Annotated in this window: 18 protein-coding genes and 1 tRNA gene; 12 read left to right on the top strand and 7 right to left on the bottom strand. The window is 61.4% G+C overall.

What is annotated here, in order from left to right; translation table 11 throughout:
- The first annotated feature begins 102 nt into the window (after positions 1-102).
- The 11 genes from PSH81_RS24620 to pqqE all read left to right on the top strand — a co-directional run bounded on the left by PSH81_RS24620 (position 103) and on the right by pqqE (position 12,932).
- Entirely contained in the window at positions 103-3,846 is a 3,744-nt protein-coding gene (locus PSH81_RS24620) for an EAL domain-containing protein (RefSeq protein WP_305391629.1), read from the top strand.
- A gap of 15 nt (positions 3,847-3,861) precedes the next feature.
- Positions 3,862-3,938, top strand: a tRNA-Ile gene (locus PSH81_RS24625).
- Positions 3,939-4,069: 131 nt separating this feature from the next.
- Entirely contained in the window at positions 4,070-4,516 is a 447-nt protein-coding gene (locus tag PSH81_RS24630; protein WP_192299815.1) for an Lrp/AsnC family transcriptional regulator, read from the top strand.
- Between the two features lie 146 nt (positions 4,517-4,662).
- Positions 4,663-6,354, top strand: a complete 1,692-nt coding sequence (locus tag PSH81_RS24635; RefSeq protein ID WP_305391630.1) for an NAD(P)/FAD-dependent oxidoreductase — start codon at positions 4,663-4,665, stop codon at positions 6,352-6,354.
- Between the two features lie 10 nt (positions 6,355-6,364).
- Positions 6,365-7,159 (top strand): carbon-nitrogen hydrolase family protein, encoded by a 795-nt coding sequence (locus tag PSH81_RS24640; protein WP_226454467.1) that lies wholly within the window; start codon positions 6,365-6,367, stop codon positions 7,157-7,159.
- Between the two features lie 48 nt (positions 7,160-7,207).
- Positions 7,208-9,544, top strand: coding sequence for a pyrroloquinoline quinone biosynthesis protein PqqF (gene pqqF / locus PSH81_RS24645; RefSeq protein WP_305391631.1), 2,337 nt, complete (start codon positions 7,208-7,210; stop codon positions 9,542-9,544).
- 173 nt (positions 9,545-9,717) lie between these two features.
- Complete coding sequence (pqqA, locus tag PSH81_RS24650; RefSeq protein ID WP_003194766.1) at positions 9,718-9,792, top strand: pyrroloquinoline quinone precursor peptide PqqA; 75 nt, start codon at positions 9,718-9,720, stop codon at positions 9,790-9,792.
- A 69-nt stretch (positions 9,793-9,861) separates the two neighbouring features.
- Positions 9,862-10,773 carry a pyrroloquinoline quinone biosynthesis protein PqqB gene (pqqB, locus tag PSH81_RS24655; protein WP_192299819.1) on the top strand — a complete coding sequence of 304 codons (912 nt, stop codon included), beginning with the start codon at positions 9,862-9,864 and terminating at the stop codon, positions 10,771-10,773.
- Positions 10,774-10,784: 11 nt separating this feature from the next.
- Entirely contained in the window at positions 10,785-11,537 is a 753-nt protein-coding gene (gene pqqC, locus PSH81_RS24660; protein WP_017739525.1) for a pyrroloquinoline-quinone synthase PqqC, read from the top strand.
- Positions 11,534-11,809, top strand: coding sequence for a pyrroloquinoline quinone biosynthesis peptide chaperone PqqD (gene pqqD / locus PSH81_RS24665; RefSeq protein ID WP_003194772.1), 276 nt, complete (start codon positions 11,534-11,536; stop codon positions 11,807-11,809). Before pqqC ends, pqqD begins: the two co-directional genes overlap by 4 nt.
- Positions 11,781-12,932 (top strand): pyrroloquinoline quinone biosynthesis protein PqqE, encoded by a 1,152-nt coding sequence (gene pqqE / locus PSH81_RS24670; protein ID WP_192299820.1) that lies wholly within the window; start codon positions 11,781-11,783, stop codon positions 12,930-12,932. The genes pqqD and pqqE overlap by 29 nt, the downstream gene beginning before the upstream one ends.
- A 5-nt stretch (positions 12,933-12,937) precedes the next feature.
- Here the strand turns inward: pqqE and PSH81_RS24675 are convergent, their stop codons facing one another.
- Entirely contained in the window at positions 12,938-13,096 is a 159-nt protein-coding gene (locus PSH81_RS24675; protein WP_192299821.1) for a YqaE/Pmp3 family membrane protein, read from the bottom strand.
- A 182-nt stretch (positions 13,097-13,278) separates the two neighbouring features.
- Positions 13,279-14,547, bottom strand: coding sequence for an aspartate aminotransferase family protein (locus tag PSH81_RS24680; protein WP_305391632.1), 1,269 nt, complete (start codon positions 14,545-14,547; stop codon positions 13,279-13,281).
- A gap of 209 nt (positions 14,548-14,756) precedes the next feature.
- Between PSH81_RS24680 and PSH81_RS24685 the strand changes: the two genes are divergently transcribed.
- On the top strand, positions 14,757-15,656 hold the full coding sequence (locus PSH81_RS24685; RefSeq protein ID WP_226454469.1) for a LysR family transcriptional regulator: 900 nt from the start codon (positions 14,757-14,759) through the stop codon (positions 15,654-15,656).
- A gap of 225 nt (positions 15,657-15,881) precedes the next feature.
- Here the strand turns inward: PSH81_RS24685 and PSH81_RS24690 are convergent, their stop codons facing one another.
- From PSH81_RS24690 to PSH81_RS24710, 5 genes are all read right to left on the bottom strand, one after another.
- A complete protein-coding gene (locus PSH81_RS24690; RefSeq protein WP_305391633.1) occupies positions 15,882-17,660 on the bottom strand; it encodes an acyl-CoA dehydrogenase C-terminal domain-containing protein in 1,779 nt (592 codons plus the stop codon).
- A gap of 123 nt (positions 17,661-17,783) precedes the next feature.
- Positions 17,784-19,556: an acyl-CoA dehydrogenase C-terminal domain-containing protein gene (locus PSH81_RS24695; protein ID WP_305391634.1), complete on the bottom strand. Its 1,773-nt coding sequence runs from the start codon at positions 19,554-19,556 to the stop codon at positions 17,784-17,786.
- 90 nt (positions 19,557-19,646) lie between these two features.
- Entirely contained in the window at positions 19,647-20,936 is a 1,290-nt protein-coding gene (locus PSH81_RS24700; protein ID WP_192299826.1) for a diguanylate cyclase, read from the bottom strand.
- 206 nt (positions 20,937-21,142) lie between these two features.
- The gene (locus PSH81_RS24705; RefSeq protein WP_305391635.1) at positions 21,143-22,948 is read right to left on the bottom strand and encodes a phenylacyl-CoA dehydrogenase; all 1,806 of its coding nucleotides are present in this window, start codon (positions 22,946-22,948) and stop codon (positions 21,143-21,145) included.
- 327 nt (positions 22,949-23,275) lie between these two features.
- Entirely contained in the window at positions 23,276-23,557 is a 282-nt protein-coding gene (locus tag PSH81_RS24710) for a pyrroloquinoline quinone biosynthesis protein PqqE (RefSeq protein WP_192299828.1), read from the bottom strand.
- Positions 23,558-23,619 lie beyond the last annotated feature (62 nt).

A 23,619-nucleotide genomic window follows, 5' to 3' on the forward strand; every position in this document is an offset into this window, starting at 1 on the left:
GCCGGGGGTTTTGTTTTCTACAGCAAAAAATTCCGCGCAACACCCCTCCCCCGCAATGCCCGTCTACACTCGAACCATTCCCCGTGCCATAACGAGACCGTTATGCCCAGATTGCCGACCGTGTTACTGCTGTCGCTGCTGACCTGGACCGCAACGGCTGGCGCGTTGACTCTTAGCGATGATGAGCGTGGCTGGCTAGCGGACCATCAGGAACTGCGGCTGGGGGTGGATGCGTCATGGCCACCCTTCGAATACCGTGATGAAAATAGCCACTACCAGGGCCTGGCCGCCGACTATGTGCGCCTGATCCAGGACCGCCTGGGCGTCAGGATCAAATTGATCGAACCCGCAAGCTGGAGCGCGGTGCTCGAGCAGGCCCGAAACAACCAGCTCGACCTGCTGCCCGGTGTCATGTCCACGCCTGAACGCCAGAGCTACATGGCCTTCACGCGCCCGTACCTGGACTTCCCCATCGTGATCCTGGCCCATGAGGGTGGCGCCCAGCCGCGCAACCTCAAGGGTCTCTACGGGCTGAAGATTGCCGTGGTGGAAAATTACGCCCCCCACGAACTGCTCCGCACCCACCACCCCGACCTGAATCTGGTGGCCATGCCCAACGTCAGCTCGACGCTACAAGCGCTGGCCACCGACGAAGTGGATGCCGTGGTCGGCGACCTCGCATCCAGCGTCTGGAGCCTGCGCCAGCTGAAACTCGACGGTCTGTACGTCAGCGGCGAAACGCCCTACCGCTACCAACTGGCGATGGGCGTGCCGCGTGACAACAAGATGCTGGTCGGCATCCTCGATAAAGTCCTGGCCGACCTCAGCCCGGACGAAACCGATGCCATCCAGCAACACTGGGTCGGCAGCATTACCGATCACCGCGCATTCTGGACTGACCTGCTGACCTACGGCCTGCCCGCAGTGCTGCTGCTGAGCACCGTTTTGGCCATCGTGATTCGGATCAATCGCCGGCTCAGTTCGGAAATTTCCCGCCGCGTGGCGCTCGAACAAGAACTGCGCAGCAGCGAATACCACTACCGCGGCCTGGTAGAGAGCCTGTCGGCTATCGCCTGGGAAGCCAGCATCATCGATTTCACCTACAGCTACGTCTCCCCCCACGCCGAAGAACTGCTGGGGTACCCGCGTGCCCATTGGCTGATCCCGGGCTTCTGGCGCAACATCATCCACCCTGCCGACCTGACACGCGCCGAAACCTATTGCCATCGCGAAACCCGCGCCAACCGCGACCACAGCATCGATTACCGCGTCATCACCGCCGACGGCCGCTGCCTGTGGGTGCGCGACATCGTCAGCCTCATAGAGCATGGCCACGAGCCCGTGTTGCGCGGCCTGATGATCGACATCAGCGAAGCCAAACGCACTGAAGAAGCGCTGCAACTGTCCGAGCAAAAGTTTGCCTCGGTGTTCCAGCAATGCCCGGACATACTCGTGATCGCCCGTCTGTCCGACGGCTGCCTGCTGGAGGTGAACAAGGCCTTCGAGGATCAGGTCGGCCTGAGCGCCGAGGAAGTAGTGGGTAAAACCGGCACGGCGTTGAACATCTGGGGCTACGAGGGCGCCGGCCCGGATCTGCTGAAACGGGTGCAGACCTCCAGCATCCGCAACCTGGAGATGCCCTTTCGGCGCAGCAACGGCCAAGTCTTCACCGGCCTGATTTCCGCCGAGCCGTTCCAGCTCGACACCATCGAAGCCATCGTCGTGGTCGTGCGCGATATTTCCCAGCTCAAGGAAACCCAGCAGCAGTTGCAAACCTCGGAAGAGAAGTTCGCCAAAGCATTCCATGCCTCCCCCGACGGTTTGCTGCTGAGCCGTCAACGCGATGGCCTGCTGATCGAAGTGAACGATGGTTTCAGCCGCATTACCGGCTTCGCCAGCGCCACCTCCATCGATAAGTCCGCCTTGGACCTGGGCATCTGGGTCGACCTCAACGAACGCAAAAACATGTTGGAGATGATGCAGCGCGACGGCTTTGTCCGCGATTTCATCTGCCATATCCGCCGCAGTGATGGGCAAGTCCGCCTCTGTGAATTGTCCAGCCGCCCACTGCCAATCGGCGACGACGACTGCATGCTCACCATCGCCCGCGACATTACCGAACGCCAACTGATGCAGGAAAAACTGCAACAAGCCGCAACGGTCTTCGAAAGCACCGCCGAGGGCGTGCTGATCACCGACACGCAGCAGAACATCAGCGCCGTCAACCGCGCCTTCAGCGAGATCACCGGTTACAGCGAAGCCGAAGCCTTGGGCCAGACACCACGTCTGCTCGCCTCGGGCCTGCACGACAGCGCCTTCTATGCCGCGATGTGGCATCAGTTGACCGCCCATGGGCATTGGCAAGGCGAGATCTCCAACCGCCGCAAGAATGGCGAGCCGTACCCCAGCTGGCTGACCATCAGCGCCGTACGCAACCGCGACCAGTTGATCACGCACTTCGTCGCCGTGTTTGCCGACATTTCCAGCCTCAAACTGGCCCAGGCCCGCCTCGACTACCAGGCGCACCACGACCCGCTGACCGGCCTGCCAAACCGCACGCTGTTTGAAAACCGACTGCAGGCCGCCCTCAACGGCCATCAGGAAACCGGCAAACAGGGCGCCGTACTGTTTCTCGACCTGGACCGTTTCAAGCACATCAACGACAGCCTCGGCCACCCCGTCGGCGACCTGCTGCTCAAGGACATTGCCGTACGCCTCAAGGAACAACTGCGTGACATCGACACCGTCGCCCGCCTCGGTGGCGATGAATTCATCATCCTGCTGCCGGGCCTGCAACATGCCAGCGACGCCGAACACCTCGCAAACAAGCTGCTGGCGTGCTTCACCCTACCGTTCCAGGCCGGCGAACATGAGTTCTTCATCAGCGCCAGCATCGGCACCAGCCTGTATCCCCAGGACGGCACCGACGTCGCCACCCTGGTCAAGAACGCCGACGCCGCGATGTACCGCTCCAAGGCCAAGGGCCGCAACCGGGTAGAGAGCTACACCCGCGACCTCACCGCACAGGCCAACGAGCGCGTGGCTCTGGAACACGAACTGCGCCGCGCCATCGAACGCGACGAACTGAGCCTGTGCTACCAACCCAAGCGCAGCCTGGCGACACAAGAACTGATCGGCGCCGAAGCACTGATCCGCTGGCGTCACCCGACCTTCGGCGAAGTGCCGCCCGAACACTTCATCGCCCTCGCCGAAGAGAACGGCATGATCCTGCAGATCGGTGACTGGGTACTCGAACAGGCCTGCCGGCAAATGCACGCCTGGCAGGGCACCTTCGATGACTTCGGCACACTCTCGGTCAACCTCGCCGGCGCGCAACTGCGTCACCCCAACCTGCTGTCACGCATCGAACAACTGTTGCACGACTACCACCTCGCACCCGGCTGCCTGCAACTGGAGATCACCGAAAACTTCATCATGAGCCAGGCTGAAGAAGCGCTGGAGGTCCTGCACCAACTCAAGCACCTGGGCGTGCAGCTGGCGATCGACGACTTCGGCACAGGTTATTCATCCCTCAGCTACCTCAAGCGGCTGCCGCTGGACTTCCTGAAAATCGACCAATCCTTCGTCCGCGGCCTGCCCGACGACCCCCACGACGCTGCAATCGTGCGCGCCATCATCGCCCTGGGCCACAGCATGCAATTCACCATCATCGCCGAGGGCGTGGAAAACTCCGCGCAACAGGCATTCCTTGCCGCCGAGGGCTGCGAACAGATGCAAGGCTACATCGTCAGCCTGCCCCTGCCGCCCGAACTGTTCGCAGCTACATTCCTTCGTATGAGGGCTGAGGATTTTTCGGATAGCACAGTGGAGAAACCGTCGTTATAATCCGCGACCTGTTTAGGGCCTATAGCTCAGTTGGTCAGAGCAGAGGACTCATAATCCTTTGGTCCACGGTTCAAGTCCGTGTGGGCCCACCAACTCCAAAGCCGCGCATTGCGCGGCTTTTGTGTGTCTGGCCGAGTGGTTTGCCAGCCAGCCCAGGCGAATAAATCGACGAAAGTGTGTAAAAAGCGTCCACACTCCATCGCTCACCTACTGGAGCCTCCCCTTGCCTGCCCTAGACGAAATCGACCGCCAACTGATCGCCGCCCTGCAAATCAACGCGCGCGAAAGCGTGGCCATGCTGGCCCGCCAGTTGGGGATCGCGCGCACCACGGTGACGTCGCGCCTGGCGCGCCTGGAAAAGACCCAGGTGATCACAGGTTACGGCGTACGCCTCGGCCAACGGGTGGCGGGCGGTGGTTTGCAGGCTTATGTGGGGATCACCGTCCAGCCGCGCTCCGGCAAGGAAGTGCTGCGCCGACTGAGTGCGATGGCCCAGGTCCAGCAGTTGTGCGCCGTGAGCGGCGAGTTCGATTACGTGGCCTGGCTGCGCACCGACTCGCCGGAGCAGCTCGACCAGTTGCTCGACCAGATCGGCAGCGTCGATGGCGTCGAGAAGACCACCACTTCGATCATCCTCAGTAACAAATTGGATCGCGGCCAGCCAGTCTGACCACCCGTTTCGTCACTCTGACTAAAAACAATTCATTCCGACGACACTTTGCGTCTTATTAACGAGCGCTACGCTCCCTAAACTGGCTGCCATCTTTTCCTATACTCAGCGGGACGTGCCCCGCCGAGTCGCCAGCCAGGTCAGCCATGAACACATTCAGCAAAAACAATCGCCACCCTGCAGACGGTAAAAAACCCATCACCATCTTTGGCCCGGACTTCCCGTTCGCCTTCGATGACTGGATCGAACACCCCGCCGGCCTGGGCAGCATTCCCGCCGCCAACCATGGCGCCGAAGTAGCGATTGTCGGCGCGGGCATCGCCGGCCTGGTGGCCGCTTACGAACTGATGAAGCTGGGCCTCAAGCCGGTGGTGTACGAAGCCTCGAAAATGGGCGGGCGCTTGCGCTCCCAGGCGTTTGAAGGCGCCGAAGGCATCATCGCCGAGCTGGGCGGCATGCGCTTCCCGGTGTCATCCACCGCGTTCTACCACTACGTCGACAAGCTCGGCCTGGAAACCAAACCCTTCCCAAACCCGTTGACGCCAGCGTCCGGCAGCACGGTGATCGACCTCGAAGGCCAGACCCATTACGCACAAAAGCTGTCGGACTTGCCGGCGTTGTTCCAGGAAGTTGCCGACGCCTGGGCCGATGCCCTGGAGGCCGGCTCGCAGTTCGGTGACATCCAGCAAGCCATCCGCGACCGTGACGTACCACGCCTCAAGGCGCTGTGGAACAAGCTCGTACCGTTGTGGGACGACCGCACGTTCTACGACTTCGTCGCCACCTCCAAGGCGTTCGCCAAGTTGTCGTTCCTGCACCGTGAAGTCTTCGGCCAAGTCGGTTTCGGCACAGGTGGTTGGGACTCGGACTTCCCCAACTCGATGCTGGAAATCTTCCGCGTGGTGATGACCAACTGCGATGACCACCAGCACCTCGTGGTCGGTGGCGTAGCCCAAGTGCCCATGGGCATCTGGCGCCATGTACCGGAGCGCTGCGCCCATTGGCCGGCGGGCACCAGCCTCAGTTCACTGCACCGCGGCGCGCCACGGGCCGGGGTCAAGCGCATTGCCCACGCCGACGGTGGCCGCTTCGCCGTCACCGACAACTACGGCGACACCCGCGAATACGCCGCCGTCCTGACCACCTGCCAGAGCTGGCTGCTGACCACCCAGATCGAATGTGACGAAAGCCTGTTCTCACAAAAAATGTGGATGGCCCTCGATCGCACCCGCTACATGCAGTCCTCGAAAACCTTCGTGATGGTCGACCGCCCGTTCTGGAAAGACAAAGACCCGGAAACCGGTCGCGACCTGATGAGCATGACCCTCACCGATCGCCTGACCCGTGGCACCTACCTGTTCGACAACGGTGACGACAAGCCGGGGGTGATCTGCCTGTCCTACGCGTGGATGAGCGACGCGCTGAAAATGCTCCCGCAGCCCATCGACAAACGCGTGAAGCTGGCCCTCGACGCCCTGAAGAAGATCTACCCGAAAGTCGACATCAAGGCGCGCATCATCGGCGACCCGATCACCGTATCCTGGGAAGCCGACCCGCATTTCCTCGGGGCCTTCAAAGGCGCGCTGCCCGGTCACTATCGCTACAACCAGCGTATGTATGCGCACTTCATGCAGAAGGACATGCCCGCCGAACAGCGTGGGATCTTTATCGCCGGTGACGACGTTTCCTGGACACCGGCATGGGTAGAAGGCGCCGTGCAAACCTCGCTGAATGCTGTATGGGGCATCATGACCCACTTCGGCGGCAGCACTCACCCCGAAAACCCGGGACCGGGCGATGTGTTCGATGAAATCGGCCCGATTGCCCTGCCTGAATAAGGAGTTGACCATGCGTGTCGCCTTGTACCAATGCCCGCCGCTGCCACTGGATGTGGCCGGCAACCTGGCACGCCTGCACCAGCTGGCGCATGAAGCGTCAGGTGCGGATGTGCTGGTGTTGCCGGAGATGTTCCTCAGCGGCTACAACATCGGCGCCGAGGCGGTGGGGGCGTTGGCCGAGGCCCAGGATGGTCCGTCCGCGCAGAGGATTGCCGCACTGGCGCAAAGTGCCGGGCTGGCGATTGTCTACGGCTACCCGGAGCGGGCCGACGACGGGCAGATCTACAACGCCGTGCAACTGATAGACGCCCACGGCCAGCGCCTGTGCAACTACCGCAAGACGCATCTGTTTGGCGATCTGGATCACGGGATGTTCAGTGCCGGGGGCGATGACTTCCCGGTAGTGGAACTCAACGGTTGGAAGCTGGGCATGCTGATCTGCTACGACCTGGAATTCCCGGAAAACACCCGCCGCCTGGCCCTGGCCGGTGCCGAGCTGATCCTGGTGCCCACCGCGAACATGGTGCCGTTCGACTTTGTCGCCGATGTCACCGTGCGAGCGCGGGCGTTCGAGAACCAATGCTACGTGGCCTACGCCAATTACTGCGGGCATGAAGGCGACATCCACTACTGCGGGCAAAGCAGTATTGCCGCGCCGGACGGCCAGCGCATTGCCCAGGCCGGGCTGGATGAAGCGCTGATCATCGGCACGCTGGATCATCAATCGATCCTCACTGCCCGCGCCGCCAACCACTACCTGCACGACCGCCGTCCCCAGCTGTACAGCGCGCTGCACAAGCCCTGACCTTGTGGGTTTGTTAGCATAGGCACTTCCTACGTTTCGGAAGTGCCCATGCCTGCGCCGGCCCACCCTCTTCACCGTCAACTGACCCTGGCCAATGGCCTGCGGGTTTCCCTGCGCCATGCGCCGCGCTTGAAGCGCAGCGCGGCAGTTTTACGGGTCGCCGCCGGCAGCCACGATGTGCCCCTGGCCTGGCCGGGGTTGGCGCACTTTCTTGAGCATCTGCTGTTCCTCGCAACCGAGCGTTTTCCCACAGACGAAGGGCTGATGGCCTACGTGCAACGTCACGGCGGCCAGGTCAACGCCAGCACCCGCGAGCGCACCACGGACTTCTTCTTTGAACTGCCGGTGTCGACCTTCGCCGATGGCCTGGAGCGCTTGGCCGACATGCTGGCCCAGCCGCGCCTGGCGCTGGAAGATCAACTGCGCGAACGCGAAGTGCTGCACGCGGAATTTGTCGCCTGGTCCCAGGATGCCAAGGCCCAGCAGCAGGTGGCGTTGTTCGCAGGGCTGGCGACGGATCATCCACTGCGCGGTTTTCATGCGGGCAACCGCGACAGCTTGCCGGTGGAAAGTCAGGCATTTCAGCAGGCATTGCGGGAATTTCATCAGCAGTTCTACCAGAGCGGACAAATGACCTTAAGCCTTGCAGGCCCACAGTCGCTGGACGCACTGGAAACTCTTGCGCAGCAATTCAGCGCTGTGTTGAATTCGAGCCCTCAACGCCCACAACTCGCACCACCGCCGTTGATGCCCGGTGACGTTCAGGGCTACCAGCACAAAGCTGACAACCACCTGCACCAAGTCATCACTTGCAACGCGCCGCGCGCAGCCCTGGAGTTCCTCTGCACCTGGCTCAACGCTTCGGCTCCAGGCGGATTGTTGGCCGAACTGCAAACACGACAACTGGCCACCGACCTGCAAGCGAGGGTGCTGTATCACTTTGCCGGGCAAGCACTGTTGGACGTCGATTTCACCCTCGACACTCAAGATGAACCGGCGACAGCGATTGAAGCATTGCTGCACGACTGGCTGAGCTTTTTCGCACACAGCGATTGGACGGCACTGCAAGAAGAGTTCGCCCTGCTGGCCGCTCGCCAGCAACAAACCGGCGGCGCCCTCGCCTTGGCTCGACACGACAGCGAAGATCTGTCGGAACAGGCCCTCACTGCCCTCAAAACCCTGCTCGTCGCCCTGCGGCTGCCACCGGCGCAGCACACGTGGCAACTGCCACCGAACAATCCATTCCTGCGCCCGCCAGCCAAGGAAGAGCGTGCTGGCCTGATTCGTGGCCAGACCAGCGCCCACCGCGGTTTGCGCACCTTCGCCCAGGACCGTTCACGGGGCCGCCGGGAAGTGTCGGCGCTGTCCTTCAGCCAAGCGTGGGCGAATGACACCGATGAAGCCGCGCTGTACCTGCACTGGCGCTCTGCTCCCAGCGACCTGCAAAGCGCATTGCAGCCACTGCGTGAGAATGCTCGCCAGGCGGGCGTTGAATTGTCGTTTGAAACCATCGGCAACGACTGGCTGGTGAAAATGGTCGGGCTGCACGAACCCATGCCGGCGGTGTTGGATGCCTTGGCGCACAGCCTGAACCAGGCACAACAGAAACCCTGCGCCCCGACGCCGACGATCGCCATTCGCGAATTGCTCAAGGCACTGCCCGCTTACTGCGCCACCCCGCCCGAGCACCGCGAAACCTCCTGGGTCAACGCCCGCTGGCAGGGCCTGGGGCTGGGTTTTCCGGCCGCGTCCGAAGCGGCGATCAAGGCAGCCGCAGCGCACCTGCCCGGGCAACCCGCACCGACCGATCAGTTCTTGCCAACCCTCGGCGGCCAGCGCATCTGGCACGAGGTGAAGACCGATTCCAGCGAGGCCGCCTTGCTGCTGTTTTGCCCGGCCCCCAGCCAATCCCTGGAGGATGAAGCCGCGTGGCGCCTGCTTGGGCATCTGCTCCAGGGTCCGTTTTACCAACGCCTGCGGGTAGAGCTGCAAATCGGCTACGCCGTGTTCAGCGGCGTCCGACAGATCAACGGGCAAACGGGCCTGCTGTTTGGCGTGCAATCGCCCAATGTGTCCCGGGAAGCGATCGTTGAGCAGTTACAGATCTTCCTGACGCAATTGCCGACGCTGATCAACAACGCTGACGACATGGCCAACACGGCACTGGCGGGACAGTTCTCGGCAAGCACGCTACCGCTTGCCCAAGCCGCCGAACTGCTCTGGCATGCGCGTTTGGCCGGGCACCCGGCGGATTATCTGGAGCGCGTTCAACAGTCGATCCAACGCCTGACCCGCGAAGATCTGCTACACGCCGCCGAACAGTTGAACAACGCCACAGGCGGCTGGCGCTATGTCGCCAACGGCCCGCGCATCACAACAGGCTGATACCGGCGGGCTGATCATTGCCAACCTTGCAACAGGCTTTTTCCACCGAGACAGCGCTAACTTGAGCAGATCTGAGTATTATTCCTACTCACGCTGCTGAACATCTCCGATCGGAGATGGACTATATGTATTACTTGGTAGTGAAAGTCCCATCCCTTGGTAGGAGTAAGAATATGACCTGGTCCAAACCTGCTTACACTGATCTGCGTATCGGTTTCGAAGTCACCATGTACTTCGCCAGCCGTTAATCCGCTGGGTACTACAACGCCTCGGCCCGCCCGGGGCGTTTTTGTTTTGAGCTTTGCTTGGGAGCTACCATGTTTGTCCAGATTCTAGGTTCCGCCGCCGGCGGTGGTTTCCCACAGTGGAACTGCAACTGCGCCAACTGCGCAGGTTTTCGTGATGGCAGCTTGCGGGCCCAGGCACGTACCCAGTCGTCCATCGCCATCTCCGACGATGGCGTGAATTGGGTGCTGTGCAACGCCTCGCCGGATATTCGCGCGCAACTGCAAGGCTTTGCGCCGATGCAGCCCGGCCGTGCGCTACGCGACACCGGCATCAGCGCCATCATCCTGATGGACAGCCAGATCGACCACACCACCGGCCTGCTGAGCCTGCGCGAAGGCTGCCCGCACCAGGTGTGGTGCACCGACATGGTCCACGAAGATCTCAGCACCGGCTTCCCGCTGTTCCCCATGCTTACCCACTGGAACGGCGGCCTGGCCTGGAACCGCATCGAGCTGGACACCAGCTTCAGCATCCCGGCCTGCCCCAACCTGCGGTTCACCCCGCTGCCACTGCGCAGCGCTGCACCGCCCTACTCACCGCACCGCTTCGACCCGCACCCGGGCGACAATATCGGCCTGATCGTCGAAGACCTGCGCACCGGCGGCAAGCTGTTCTATGCCCCCGGCCTGGGCAAGGTCGACGCACCACTGCTGGAGATCATGGCCGGCAGCGACTGCCTGCTGGTGGACGGCACAATGTGGGACGACGATGAAATGCAGCGCCGTGGCGTCGGCACCCGCACCGGCCGCGAAATGGGGCATCTGGCGCAGAACGGCCCCGGCGGCATGCTGCAAGTGCTGGAACAACTGCCAGAGCAGCGCAAAGTGCTTATCCACATCAACAACACCAACCCGATCCTCGATGAAGACTCCCCCGAGCGAGCCGAGCTGGTGCGGCGTAATGTCGAAGTGGCTTACGACGGCATGAGCATTGAATTGTAGGAGCGATCGAAATGACTGATACGCCGTTGACCACCGCCGAATTCGAAGCCGCCCTGCGTGCCAAGGGCGCCTTCTACCATATCCATCACCCGTACCACGTGGCGATGTACGAAGGCCGCGCAAGTCGCGAGCAGATCCAGGGCTGGGTCGCCAACCGTTTCTACTATCAAGTGAATATTCCGCTCAAAGACGCGGCGATCCTGGCCAACTGCCCTGACCGCGAGATCCGCCGCGAATGGATCCAGCGCCTGCTCGACCACGACGGCGCCCCCGGTGAAGACGGCGGCATCGAAGCCTGGCTGCGCCTGGGGCAGGCCGTCGGTCTCGATCCCGACCAACTGCGCTCGCAGGAATTGGTACTGCCCGGCGTACGCTTTGCGGTCGACGCCTACGTCAACTTTGCCCGTCGCGCCAGCTGGCAGGAAGCCGCCAGCAGTTCGCTGACCGAGCTGTTCGCGCCGCAGATCCACCAGTCGCGCCTCGACAGCTGGCCGCAGCATTACCCGTGGATCGACCCGACCGGCTACGAGTATTTCCGCACCCGCCTGGGCCAGGCTCGCCGGGATGTGGAACACGGTTTGGCGATCACCTTGCAGCACTACACCACCCGCGAAGGCCAGGAGCGCATGCTGGAAATTCTCCAGTTCAAACTGGATATTTTGTGGAGCATGCTGGACGCCATGAGCATGGCCTACGAACTCAAGCGCCCGCCGTATCACAGCGTGACCGACCAGCGGGTTTGGCATAAAGGGATCGCCCTATGAGCTTTGATCGCAGCAAGAAACCGACCTGGCGCCAGGGCTACCGCTACCAGTACGAGCCCGCGCAAAAGGGCCATGTGTTGCTCTACCCCGAAGGCATGATCAAGCTCAACGACAGCGCTGCGCTGATCGGCGGCCTGATCGACGGCGAGCGCGACGTGGCGGCGATCATCGCCGAGCTGGATAAGCAGTTCCCCGGCGTACCTGAGCTGGGTGACGACATCGAGCAATTCATGGAGGTCGCCCGTGCAGAACACTGGATCACCCTTGCCTGAAAAACCGCCGATCGGCCTGCCGCTGTGGCTGCTCGCCGAGCTGACCTACCGCTGCCCGCTGCAATGCCCGTATTGCTCCAACCCGTTGGATTTCGCCGAGCAGGGCAAGGAACTGAGCACCGAGCAGTGGTTCAAGGTGTTTCGCGAGGCGCGGGAAATGGGCGCAGCACAGCTGGGGTTTTCCGGCGGTGAACCGCTGGTGCGCCAGGACCTCGCCGAGCTGATCGCCGAAGCGCGCAAGCTGGGGTTCTACACCAACCTGATCACCTCCGGCATCGGCCTGACCGAGCAGAAGATCAGCGACTTCAAGAAGGCTGGCCTGGACCATATCCAGATCAGCTTCCAGGCCAGCGACGAGCAGGTGAACAACCTGCTGGCCGGCTCGAAAAAAGCCTTCGCGCAAAAACTGGAGATGGCCCGGGCGGTGAAAGCCCACGGCTACCCGATGGTGCTGAACTTCGTTACCCACCGGCACAATATCGACAAGATCGACCGCATCATTGAGCTGTGTATCGCGCTGGAGGCAGACTTCGTTGAGCTCGCCACCTGCCAGTTCTACGGCTGGGCGCAGCTCAATCGAGTGGGTTTGTTGCCGACCAAGGAACAACTGGTACGCGCCGAACGCATCACCAATGAATACCGCGCCAAGCTCGAAGCCGAAGGCCACCCGTGCAAGCTGATCTTCGTTACCCCGGATTACTACGAAGAACGCCCGAAAGCCTGCATGAACGGCTGGGGCAGTATTTTTCTGACAGTGACGCCAGACGGCACCGCCCTGCCCTGCCACGGCGCCCGACAGATGCCGGTGCAATTTCCGAATGTGCGCGACCACAGCATGCAACACATCTGGTACGACTCGTTCGGCTTCAACCGCTTTCGCGGCTACGACTGGATGCCCGAGCCGTGCCGTTCATGCGATGAAAAAGAAAAGGACTTCGGTGGCTGCCGCTGCCAGGCATTCATGCTCACCGGCGACGCGAGCAACGCCGACCCGGTGTGCAGCAAATCCGAGCAGCACGGCATCATCCTTCAAGCGCGCGAAGATGCCGAACACGCCACCCAGACCATCGAACAGCTGGCGTTTCGCAACGAGCGCAACTCACGCCTCATCGCCAAAAGCTGACGGCCTCAGCGCTTGGCGATGATGTATACCGCGTGAATGATGCCGGGGAAGTAGCCACACAGGGTCAGCAGAATATTCAGCCAGAACGCGCCGGCGAAGCCCACTTGCAGGAACACGCCCAGTGGCGGCAGCAGGATGGCGATGAGGATACGAATGAAATCCATGGGTCAGCTCCAGAAAATCGGCTCGTGTGAGCCGTGTAGCTAATCGACCTTGGGGGTTCGTGAGGGTTCAGTGGGATCTGGCTTAGAGCCATCTATACCGACGTACACAAAAAAACGCCCCCAGCCAAAAGAATCAGGCTGGAGGCGCCGCGTATACCGCGAGACGGTTCAGGAAATTGGGGTTAAACGGCGATGCCCTTGCGGCATTGCAACTGCGCAGTACGCACGCGGGAGAAAGCGCGCGCCAGGCGCAGGAGCATTTCGTCGATGTTGCCTTTGCTGACGGTCAACGCCGGGGTAAAGCGCAGGCAATTGGGTTGCGGGGCGTTGAGGATCAGGCCTTCGTGCAGCGCAGCTTTTACCACTGCATCTGCAGAATCATCCGACAAGGTCAGGCCCCACATCAGGCCGTAGCCGCGCAGTTGGCCGTGGTCGTAGCGGTAGGCCAGGCGGGCAAGGCCTTCGCCCAGATGCAAGCCGGCTTCACGTACATGTTCAAGGAAGCCGTGCTCCAGCACCGTATCAAGCACCGCCATGCCGGCTGAGGCCATCAACGCGTTGCCATGATGGGTGCCGTCCAGCTCGCCCAACTCGAAGCAACAGGCTTTGCCCCGGGCCAACAGCGCCGCCAGGGGCACGCCGCCGCCCAGGCCTTTACCCAGGGTGATGATGTCGGCGCGTACGCCGTATTGCTGTTCGGCAAGCAGGGTGCCGCAACGGCCAAGGCCGGTTTGTACTTCGTCCAGGATCAGCAGGATGCCCAGTTCACGACACAGGCGCTCGACACCCTTGAGGTAGTGCTCGGTGGCCGGGATCACGCCGGCTTCGCCCTGGATGGGTTCGAGCAGGATGGCCACGGTTTGCGCATCGACTGCGGCGTGCAGGGCCGGCAGGTCGTTGAAAGGCACATGGCTGAAGCCTGGCAGTTGCGGTTCAAAACGATTGTCCGGACCACCGGCCGAAGCCGACATCGCCGCGAAGCTGCGCCCATGGCAACCGCCGCTGGCACTGATGATGCGGTAGGCGCCACCGCGATGCAGTTGGCCCCATTTGCGCGCCAGCTTGATCGCCGCCTCACAGGCTTCCGCGCCACTGTTGAGCAGGTAGGCCTGGTCGCTGCCGGTACGATGGCAGAGCCGTTCGGCGAGGTTGAGTTGAGCACGGTTATGCAGGCCGTTGCCCGGGTTGATCAGCGCCTGGGTCTGGTCGGCCAGGGCCTTGATCAACACCTGTGGGCTGTGGCCGAGGCTGTTGGCAGCATTGCCTTGGCTGAAATCCAGGTAGGCACGCTCGTCGCTGTCCCACAGCCAGGAGCCCTGGCCGCGTACGAACACTTGCGGTGGACGCGCCACAGTGGGCATCAAGGATTCGCTCGACGCATCATCACGCGACTCGTCCAAAATCAGGTCATCCAGGCTGGGCGTCGGGCGGCGCATATTGAACAGGTTCACAGCTCACCCCCAATAGCAACCGGACCTTGGTCGGTGCGACCGAGCAACAGTGCCTTGAGGTTTTTTGCCTTGCCTATGTAAACGCTATCTAAATAAACGCTATTCATTGCCCGATCTGGCCCTGTAAGCCCTGCGAATAGGCGCTAGACTAGGCGCCCCGGGGGCCAACGGCCATTTCGATTTTCCAGCTTTTTCGATAATCAAATCTTATGGATTTCAAGCAACTGCGTTATTTCGTCGCGGTGTATGAGGAAGGCCACGTCGGCCGTGCCGCGGAGCGTCTGTCGATCTCCCAGCCGGCGTTGTCCCAGCAGATCCGCCAGTTGGAACAAAACCTCGATGTGAGCCTGTTCGAACGCAGCAGCAAACGCCTGCTGCCGACCCTCGCCGCACACACCCTGTACAACCACGCGTTGCCGTTGATTGATGGCATGCAGCAAGCCGTCGAAGCCTTGCGCAACTTCAAGGGCCAGGCCATGCGCACCTTGGCCATCGGTGTGCTGCAAACCGTGCACACCAGCCTGGTCCCGCAAATGCTCGAACGGGTGCGCAAGGCCCAGCCACACCTGGTGGTGCAGATTTACGAGTTGACCGGGCTGGAGATTGAGCGGCGACTGCTCAATGGCTCGCTAGACATCGGCATCAGCTACCTGCCGCCACGCCAGCCGGGCCTGCACGGCGCACTGTTGTATGAAGATGAGTTGAAGGTGGTCATCCCCGAGGATCACCCGTTGCGGGAATTCAAGAAAGTCTCGCTGAAACAGGCGGCCGAGTTGCCGATGTTGCTGCTGGGGGAAGAGTTTCAGGTCAGACAAATCTGGCAGGGCCAGTTGGCCAACCTCGGACGGCGCCCGCAGGTGCAGGCCGAGCTGAACACCATGGTGGGGATTCTCGACAGCCTGCCCCACACCAAACTGGCGACGGTACTGCCGGGCCGCTCCCAAGACGAACACAACAGCAAGGCACTGCTATGGAAACCCTTGAGCGAACCCAGGGTGCCGTTGAAAGTCGGTTTGGTGTGCCGTGATGCGCAACGCCAGCAGGCGACGGTAGCGCTGTTGCGCACGTTGCTGGAAGACGTGATGAATGCGCCGCAGGCAAGCGCCTGACTTTTTCGCGGGCAAAAGAAAACCCCGCCGAAGCGGGGCTTTGCAGACTGTTTCCCTGACATCCATTTCACTCCGCCATCCTGGCAGAATCCTACGTGTCCGTGTTGTTGCTTTGCGCTTCCTGCGCGACGTCCATGTGAAGTAGATTAACTGTGGATCCAATTTGGCGATAGAGGACGAATAGCAGCACGTCATGTAAGAGAATACTTACACGCCCTCCTCCCCTTAAAACAGCGCCTCATCCAACAGGAACAGCGATTCACTACCGGCCTTTACCGACGCGTTCAGCGACTGGATACGCGGCAGCAGGCGGGCAAAGTAGAAGCGCGCAGTCCCCAGCTTGCTGGCGTAGAAGGCCTCCTCAGCCTCTTTGCCCAACGCCGCCTTTGCCATGCGCGCCCACATATAGGCGTAGGCCATGTATCCAAATGCATGCAAATACTCCACCGACGCCGCACCGATTTCATTCGGGTTGGTTTTCGCGCGATCCAGCACCCACGCAGTCAGTTCGTCCAGGGTGTCGACCGCCGCACTCAGCGGCTTGGTGAACTCCGCCAACTCGCCGGCGGCCGAGGCAATAAATGCGCGGATCTCGTCAGCGAACAAGGTGTAGAACGCCCCACCACTGCCAACAATTTTGCGCCCCATCAGGTCCAGCGCCTGGATGCCGTTGGTGCCTTCGTAGATCTGGGTGATGCGCACGTCACGCACCAGTTGCTCCTGGCCCCACTCGCGGACATAGCCGTGGCCGCCGAACACTTGCTGGCCGAGCACGGTGGTTTCCAGGCCAAGGTCGCTCAAGAACGCCTTGGCCACCGGGGTCAGCAAGGCCACCAGGTTATCCGCACGCTCGCGGGCAGCCGGGTCTTCGCTGAACTTGGCGATGTCCAACTGCGTCGCCACGTAGGTGGAGAACGCGCGACCGCCTTCGTTCGCGGCCTTCATGGTCAGCAGCATGCGACGCACGTCCGGGTGGACGATGATCGGATCGGCCACCTTGTCCTTGGCCTGGGCACCGGTCGGCGCACGGCTTTGCAGGCGGTCACGCGCATATTCAATCGCGTTCTGATACGAGCGCTCACCGGACGCCAGGCCCTGGATACCCACCCCCAGACGCTCGTAGTTCATCATGGTGAACATCGCCGCCAGGCCACGGTTCGGCTCGCCCACCAGATAACCCACGGCCTGGTCGAAGTTCATCACGCAGGTCGCGGACGCCTGGATGCCCATCTTGTGCTCGATCGAGCCACAGCTCACCAGGTTGCGCGCACCCAGGCTGCCATCGGCATTCACCATGAACTTCGGCACCAGGAACAACGAGATGCCCTTGGGACCGGCCGGCGCGTCCGGCAGCTTGGCCAGCACCAGGTGGATGATGTTTTCGGTCAGGTCGTGTTCGCCGCCGGTGATAAAGATCTTGGTGCCGCTGATCGTGTAGGAACCGTCCGCTTGCGGCTCGGCTTTCGTGCGAATAATCCCCAGGTCCGTACCGGCATGGGCTTCGGTCAGGCACATGGAACCGGCCCACTCACCGGAGTACATCTTCGGCAGGTAGGTGGCCTTGAGTTCTTCACTGGCGTGGGTATTGATGGAGACACAGGCGCCGGACGTCAGCATCGGGTACAGGCCAAACGCCAGGCTCGACGAGTTGATCATCTCTTCAACCTGGGCCGAGACCGCCTTGGGCATGCCCATGCCACCGAACGCCGGATCACCGCCTACACCCACCCAGCCACCTTCAGCGTAGGTTTTATAAGCCTGCGGATAACCATCCGGGGTAAACACCGCTGTGTCTTGCCAACGGCAACCCTGCTCATCGCCACCACGGCTAAGCGGGGCGATGGATTTGGCAGTGACTTTGCCGGCTTCTTCGAGGATTGCCTCTACGGTTTCGGCATCAACGGTGTCTGCCAATGCCGGCAACTGAGCCCAAATGTCGGCGACCTCAAAGACTTCGTTGAGGACGAAGCGCATATCACGCAGCGGCGCTTTGTAATCAGCCATGGCAAACCTCGTGAGAACGTGAAAGGTAATTCGGTAAGGGTCGGTTTTACAGGCTCCGAGTGTACCCGAACAACTTTTCAGACACATAGGGTCCACTTGTGACTGGCTGGTATTTTTAAGTCATCACAACGCAAATGCCTCCGCAGGCAGACTCATCAGGCATTCGCTGCCCGCTTCCACGGCGGCGCGGTGGGTGGCGGTGCGGGGCAGCAGGCGCTTGAAGTAGAAGTCGCAGGTGGCCAGTTTGGCTTGGGCGAACGCGGCATCCTCGACCTGCGCTTGGGCGGCAACCGCCATGCGCAGCCACAGATAGGCGAGCACGATGTAACCGCTGTACATCAAGTAATCCACTGCCGCTGCGCCGACTTCGTCGGGATTCTTCATGGCCGCCATGCCCACTTTGGTCGTCAGCTCGCCCCATTCCCCATTGAGTTGATTGAGTTGCGCCACATAGGCCTTGAGCTGGGCATGCTCGGCATTCGCCGCGCAAAACTTATGCACAATCCTGGTAAACCCGCGCAGCAACTTGCCCTGGCTACCCAGCACTTTACGCCCAAGCAAATCGAGGGCCTGGATGCCGTTGGTGCCTTCATAGATCGGCGCAATCCGTGCATCCCGCGCCAGTTGCTCCATGCCCCATTCGCGAATGTAGCCATGGCCGCCAAAGATCTGCATGCCGTGGTTGGTCACTTCAAGGCCGGTGTCGGTCATAAAGGCTTTGCAGATCGGCGTGAGGAACGCCAACAGGTCTTCGGCCTCCTGGCGTTGCGCGGCGTCGCTGCTCAGGTGCGCGGTGTCGAGCAATTGCGCAGTGAAGTAGGTCAGCGCCCGGTTGCCTTCGTTGAAGGCCTTCATGGTCAGCAACATGCGCCGCACGTCGGGGTGCACGATGATCGGGTCGGCGGCTTTGTTCGGGGCCTTGGCGCCGGTCAAAGAGCGCATCTGCAGGCGATCGTTGGCGTATTTGATCGCGCCCTGGTAACTCGCCTCGCCGTTGCACAACCCCTGCATGCCGGTGCCCAGGCGCGCATGGTTCATCATGGTGAACATGCAGTTGAGGCCCTTGTTCGCCTCGCCGATCAGGAAGCCCTTGGCCCCGTCGAAATTCAGCACGCAGGTGGCCGAGCCCTTGATACCCATCTTGTGTTCGATAGAGCCGCAATGCACCGCGTTGCGCTCGCCGGAATCGGCATGGAACTTGGGCACGATAAACAACGAGATGCCCTTGGTGCCCGCCGGCGCATCCGGCAGCTTGGCCAGCACCAAGTGGATGATATTGGCGCTCATGTCGTGCTCGCCGGCCGAGATGAAGATCTTGCTGCCGGTCAGCGCATAGCTGCCGTCCGCCTGGGGCACGGCGCGGGTCTTGATCAGGCCCAGGTCGGTGCCGCAATGGGCTTCGGTGAGGCACATGGTGCCGGTCCATTCGCCGGCGGTGAGCTTAGTCAGGAAGGTGTCTTTCTGTTGCGCAGTGCCATGGGCGTGGATCGCTGACATCGCGCCATGCGTCAGCCCCGGGTACATACCCCACGAGGTATTGCTGGAGCCGATCATCTCACTGAGCACCAGGCCCAGGGACTGCGGCAAGCCTTGGCCGCCGAAGGCCGGGTCCGCCGCCACGCCGTGCCAGCCGCCTTCGACATACTGAGCGAACGCTTCCTTGAACCCCTTGGGCGTGGTGACGACGCCGTTGTCGAAATGGCAGCCTTCTTCATCACCGCTGCGGTTGAGCGGCGCGAGCACGTTTTCGCAGAATTTGGCGCCTTCTTCGAGGATCGCACTGACCATGTCGGGGCTGGCATCCGTCGCGCCCAACGCGGCGTAGTGGCCGTGGAAATCAAACACGTTGTCGATCAGAAAGCGCATGTCGCGCAGGGGAGCTTTGTAGTCAGGCATGGCAATGTCTCCGGCAGCAGATCGCTTCAACCTACTGCCGGCCAAGCCCTCGGACAATCACTGTAGCGCTGCTGAATACAGCGCCATTACTCAACCGGCAGCGCTTTGCGTGCGCACGGCGCCACGCCGGGTCTGCCCGGCCGCGATCACGCAATTGCGCCCTGCGCCCTTGGCGGCGTACAGCGCCTGGTCGGCAGACTTGAGCACTTCTTCGCTGGTGCGTTGCTCAGCCTGACGCTCGGCCACGCCGATGCTGACGGTTACCGACACACTGCTGGCGCCATTGCCCACCCGCCGTTGGCGCCCTTGCTGATCGTCCTGGGGACGATCCGGGTTGCGCAGTTTGATGTCGTAGTTGGCGATGATCTCGCGGATTTCTTCCAGATGCGGCATGCACTCATCCAGGCTCTTGCCGGCAAACACCACGGCGAACTCTTCACCACCATACCGGTAGGCGCGACCGCCACCGTTGACCTTGGCCAGCTTGCTCGCCACCAGGCGCAGCACCTGATCACCCACGTCGTGGCCGTGGGTGTCGTTGAAGCGCTTGAAGTGATCAACGTCGGTCATCGCCAGCACGTAGTTGCGCCCCAGGCGCTGCATGCGTTCGTTCAGCGCACGCCGTCCGGGCAGGCCGGTCAGTTCGTCGCGGAAGGCCATTTGATAGGCCTCGTGGGCTACACCCGCGGCGATCATCAGCATCACCTGGCTGCACATGATGTTGAGGGTGAACGGCAGGATGAAGGTTTGTGGCAGCATCCAGAACAAACCGATAAATCCCACCAGTTGCGCGGCGTGCAGCGGGCGTGGCTGATACCAGTATTGCGCCACCAGGGTCAGGAAGCCGATCAGGAACATCGGGTACGACAACTGGATCAGGCTCATCCAGGCCCCATGCAACGCCGGCCAGCGGATCTCTGCCAGCCAGTTCAACAGCGCCTGGGGATAACTTTGCTCCAACGCCAACGCAACACTGCCTACGGCAAGCAACACAGCACAGCGTGCGACCAGGTCGCGGAACAGGTGGGTTTTTTCCTGCCATAACGCATAGATGCTGAACAACAGCGGCAAGAGCAGGCAACACAAATGGAACACCACGGCGGCGTCTTCACGCACGCGGCCATTGTCGCGGTAGTAGTCGGTCTGGGTATCGAGCAGGAAGTAGGCGATATACACCGTGATCATCAGAAACAGTTCGCGCTGGCGTCGATACACCGCGCAATACGAACCGCCGAGCAACAGCACCAGGGTCGGCAGCACGTTGAACAGCGAGGTAAAGAAGACGTTGAGGTCCTTGACGTACGCAGCCGAGAGCCCGGCCAGCAACAGCAGCAACGAAGGTAGGAAATGACTGAACCGTACAGCGGACACGCGTGACAAGGGTAAAACTCCGACCCGCAAAAGAATGATGGCACTGTGCCTCTGCGCGAACAGTTAAGCATAACCTGGCACGCATGTATCACATTGCCATCACTTTAACGGCAGCCAACGGCAATCCCTGAGCGCTGTACTGTGGTTTTTTATTGCCCAAAAAAAGCCGCCGCTTCCGGTAGGAAGCGGCGGCTCAGGAAGTGACCCGGTAAGGCTTAGTAAGCCAGGCCGAAGTCTTCTTCTTTCATGTCCATCAGGTTGTTGGCGCCCGACAGCATGGTGGCCACGTGGGTACGGGTACGCGGCAGGATGCGCTGGAAGTAGAAGCGCGCCGTCTGCAGCTTGGCCGTGTAGAACGCTTCTTCGGAGGTGCCGGCCGCCAGTTTCTCAGCCGCCAGGCGCGCCATGTCGGCCCAGAAGTAAGCCAGGCACGCATAACCGGAGTACATCAGGTAGTCCACCGAGGCGGCGCCGACTTCTTCGCGGTCTTTCATCGCGGCCATGCCGACCTTCATGGTCAACTCGCCCCACTCTTTGTTCAGTGCAGCCAGCGGTGCGACGAACTCTTTGACCGCTTCGTTGCCCTCGTTGGCCTGGCAGAACTTGTGCACGATCTTGGTGAAGCCCTTGAGCGCTTCGCCTTGGGTCATCAGCACTTTACGGCCCAGCAGGTCGAGAGCCTGGATACCCGTGGTGCCTTCGTACAGCATCGAAATGCGGCTGTCGCGCACGTTCTGCTCCATGCCCCACTCGGCAATGAAGCCGTGGCCGCCGTAGATCTGCACGCCGTGGTTGGCGGACTCGAAACCGACTTCGGTCATGAACGCCTTGGCGATAGGAGTCATGAAGGCCAGCAGGCCGTCGGCCTGTTTCTTGGCTTCGTCGTCGGTGCCGTACTTGACGATGTCCACTTGCTTGGCGGTGAAGTACACCATCGCACGGTTGCCTTCGGCGAAGGCTTTCATGGTCAGCAGCATGCGACGCACGTCAGGATGCACGATGATCGGGTCAGCGGCTTTGTCCGGCGCTTTCGGGCCGGTCAGGGAGCGCATTTGCAGGCGATCACGGGCATATTTCAGGCCGCCCTGGAAGCCGATCTCGGCGTGGGACAGGCCTTGCAGCGCGGTCCCCAGGCGAGCGGTGTTCATAAAGGTGAACATGCAGTTCAGGCCTTTGTTCGCCGGGCCGATCAGGAAACCGGTGGCCTGGTCGAAGTTCATCACACAGGTGGCGTTGCCGTGGATGCCCATCTTGTGTTCCAGCGAGCCACAGCTCACCGCGTTGCGCGTGCCGATCGAGCCATCGGCGTTGGGCAGGAACTTCGGCACGATAAACAGCGAGATGCCTTTGGTGCCAGCCGGAGCGTCCGGCAGGCGTGCCAGTACGATGTGGACGATGTTGTCGGCCATGTCGTGTTCACCGGCCGAGATGAAGATCTTGGTGCCGGAGACCTTGTAGGAACCGTCCGCCTGAGGCTCGGCCTTGGTGCGCAGCATGCCCAGGTCGGTACCGCAGTGTGGCTCGGTCAGGCACATGGTGCCGGTCCATTCACCCGACACCAGTTTGGTCAGGTAAGCCTCTTGCTGCTCGGGGGTGCCGTGCTCGGAAATGGTGTTCATCGCACCGTGGGACAGGCCTGGGTACATGCCCCACGACCAGTTGGCGGTGCCAACCATTTCGCTCACGGCCAGGCCCAGGGATTCCGGCAGGCCTTGGCCACCGTGCTCTACGTCGTGGGCCAGGCTTGGCCAGCCGCCTTCGACGAATTGTTTATAGGCTTCTTTGAAACCAGTAGGGGTTTTAACGCCAGACTCACTCCAGGTGCACCCTTCGATGTCACCCACGCGGTTCAACGGGGCCAGCACTTGCTCACAAAACTTGGCGCCTTCCTCAAGGATGGCGTCAACCATGTCCGGGGTAGCGTCCTGGCAAGCCGGCAGGCTCTGATAGTGCGCTTCATAGCCAAGCAGTTCGTCACGAACGAAGCGAATATCACGCAAGGGGGCCTTGTAGTCAGGCATAGCGATAAACCTCTGCTGATGTATCTGGAATGAACAACCGCGTGGAATTGTTGTGGCGGTCAAACAGGTGTTTGAAACATACGTTTACGACTTGGGGATGTCAAGACGCCGTTTGTCATGCGGCAAATCAATGGCGCGCACTACAGCGCACGTGGCGAGATGCCACTGCACAGGAAAGTGTAGAAGTTCAGAGGGTTGGCGCAGAACAAATATGGGAGCTGGCTTGCCTGCGATGCAGGCGCCGCGGTGCATCAGGAAGAAAAAGTAGAAGCTATCGCAGGCAAGCCAGCTCCCCCAGAAGAGCCAGCACGCCTGGGAGGAGAGGGGTCAAGCGAAGGTATCGATCAAGGTGCCGAGCATTTCATCCGAAGCCTTGGCGACTTTGGCGCCCAGCTCCACCTGAAACTTGCCTTCAGCCATCTCGACCATATTGCTCGCCGAATTCGACGGCTGGGCCCGGTCGTTGGCGCGCAGACGATCAAGCTGTGCATCCGATGGCTGGGTCGTCGCCGCGCTGGCGATCTTGCCGGCGGCCTGGTCGACACGGTTCTGCCCGGCCTGAATGGTGCTCAGTCCCGAATAAAACGCGCTGCTTCCAGAGATGTCCATGGCGTAAACCTGCCTTTATAGAATCGTGAGCCCTGATTGAAGCAGAGAAACCGGCAAAACAC

Origin of the sequence: Pseudomonas sp. FP2335, from assembly GCF_030687535.1 — a bacterium.
Classification (GTDB): domain Bacteria; phylum Pseudomonadota; class Gammaproteobacteria; order Pseudomonadales; family Pseudomonadaceae; genus Aquipseudomonas.

Coding starts and splice junctions, on each gene's coding strand:
- PSH81_RS24690 (WP_305391633.1), bottom strand. CDS start 17,660: ATGGCTGATTACAAAGCGCCGCTGCGTGATATGCGCTTCGTCCTCAAC.
- PSH81_RS24640 (WP_226454467.1), top strand. CDS start 6,365: ATGCGTGTCGCCTTGTACCAATGCCCGCCGCTGCCACTGGATGTGGCC.
- pqqB (WP_192299819.1), top strand. CDS start 9,862: ATGTTTGTCCAGATTCTAGGTTCCGCCGCCGGCGGTGGTTTCCCACAG.
- pqqF (WP_305391631.1), top strand. CDS start 7,208: ATGCCTGCGCCGGCCCACCCTCTTCACCGTCAACTGACCCTGGCCAAT.
- PSH81_RS24620 (WP_305391629.1), top strand. CDS start 103: ATGCCCAGATTGCCGACCGTGTTACTGCTGTCGCTGCTGACCTGGACC.
- PSH81_RS24710 (WP_192299828.1), bottom strand. CDS start 23,557: ATGGACATCTCTGGAAGCAGCGCGTTTTATTCGGGACTGAGCACCATT.
- pqqD (WP_003194772.1), top strand. CDS start 11,534: ATGAGCTTTGATCGCAGCAAGAAACCGACCTGGCGCCAGGGCTACCGC.
- PSH81_RS24685 (WP_226454469.1), top strand. CDS start 14,757: ATGGATTTCAAGCAACTGCGTTATTTCGTCGCGGTGTATGAGGAAGGC.
- PSH81_RS24635 (WP_305391630.1), top strand. CDS start 4,663: ATGAACACATTCAGCAAAAACAATCGCCACCCTGCAGACGGTAAAAAA.
- pqqC (WP_017739525.1), top strand. CDS start 10,785: ATGACTGATACGCCGTTGACCACCGCCGAATTCGAAGCCGCCCTGCGT.
- PSH81_RS24695 (WP_305391634.1), bottom strand. CDS start 19,556: ATGCCTGACTACAAAGCTCCCCTGCGCGACATGCGCTTTCTGATCGAC.
- PSH81_RS24705 (WP_305391635.1), bottom strand. CDS start 22,948: ATGCCTGACTACAAGGCCCCCTTGCGTGATATTCGCTTCGTTCGTGAC.
- PSH81_RS24675 (WP_192299821.1), bottom strand. CDS start 13,096: ATGGATTTCATTCGTATCCTCATCGCCATCCTGCTGCCGCCACTGGGC.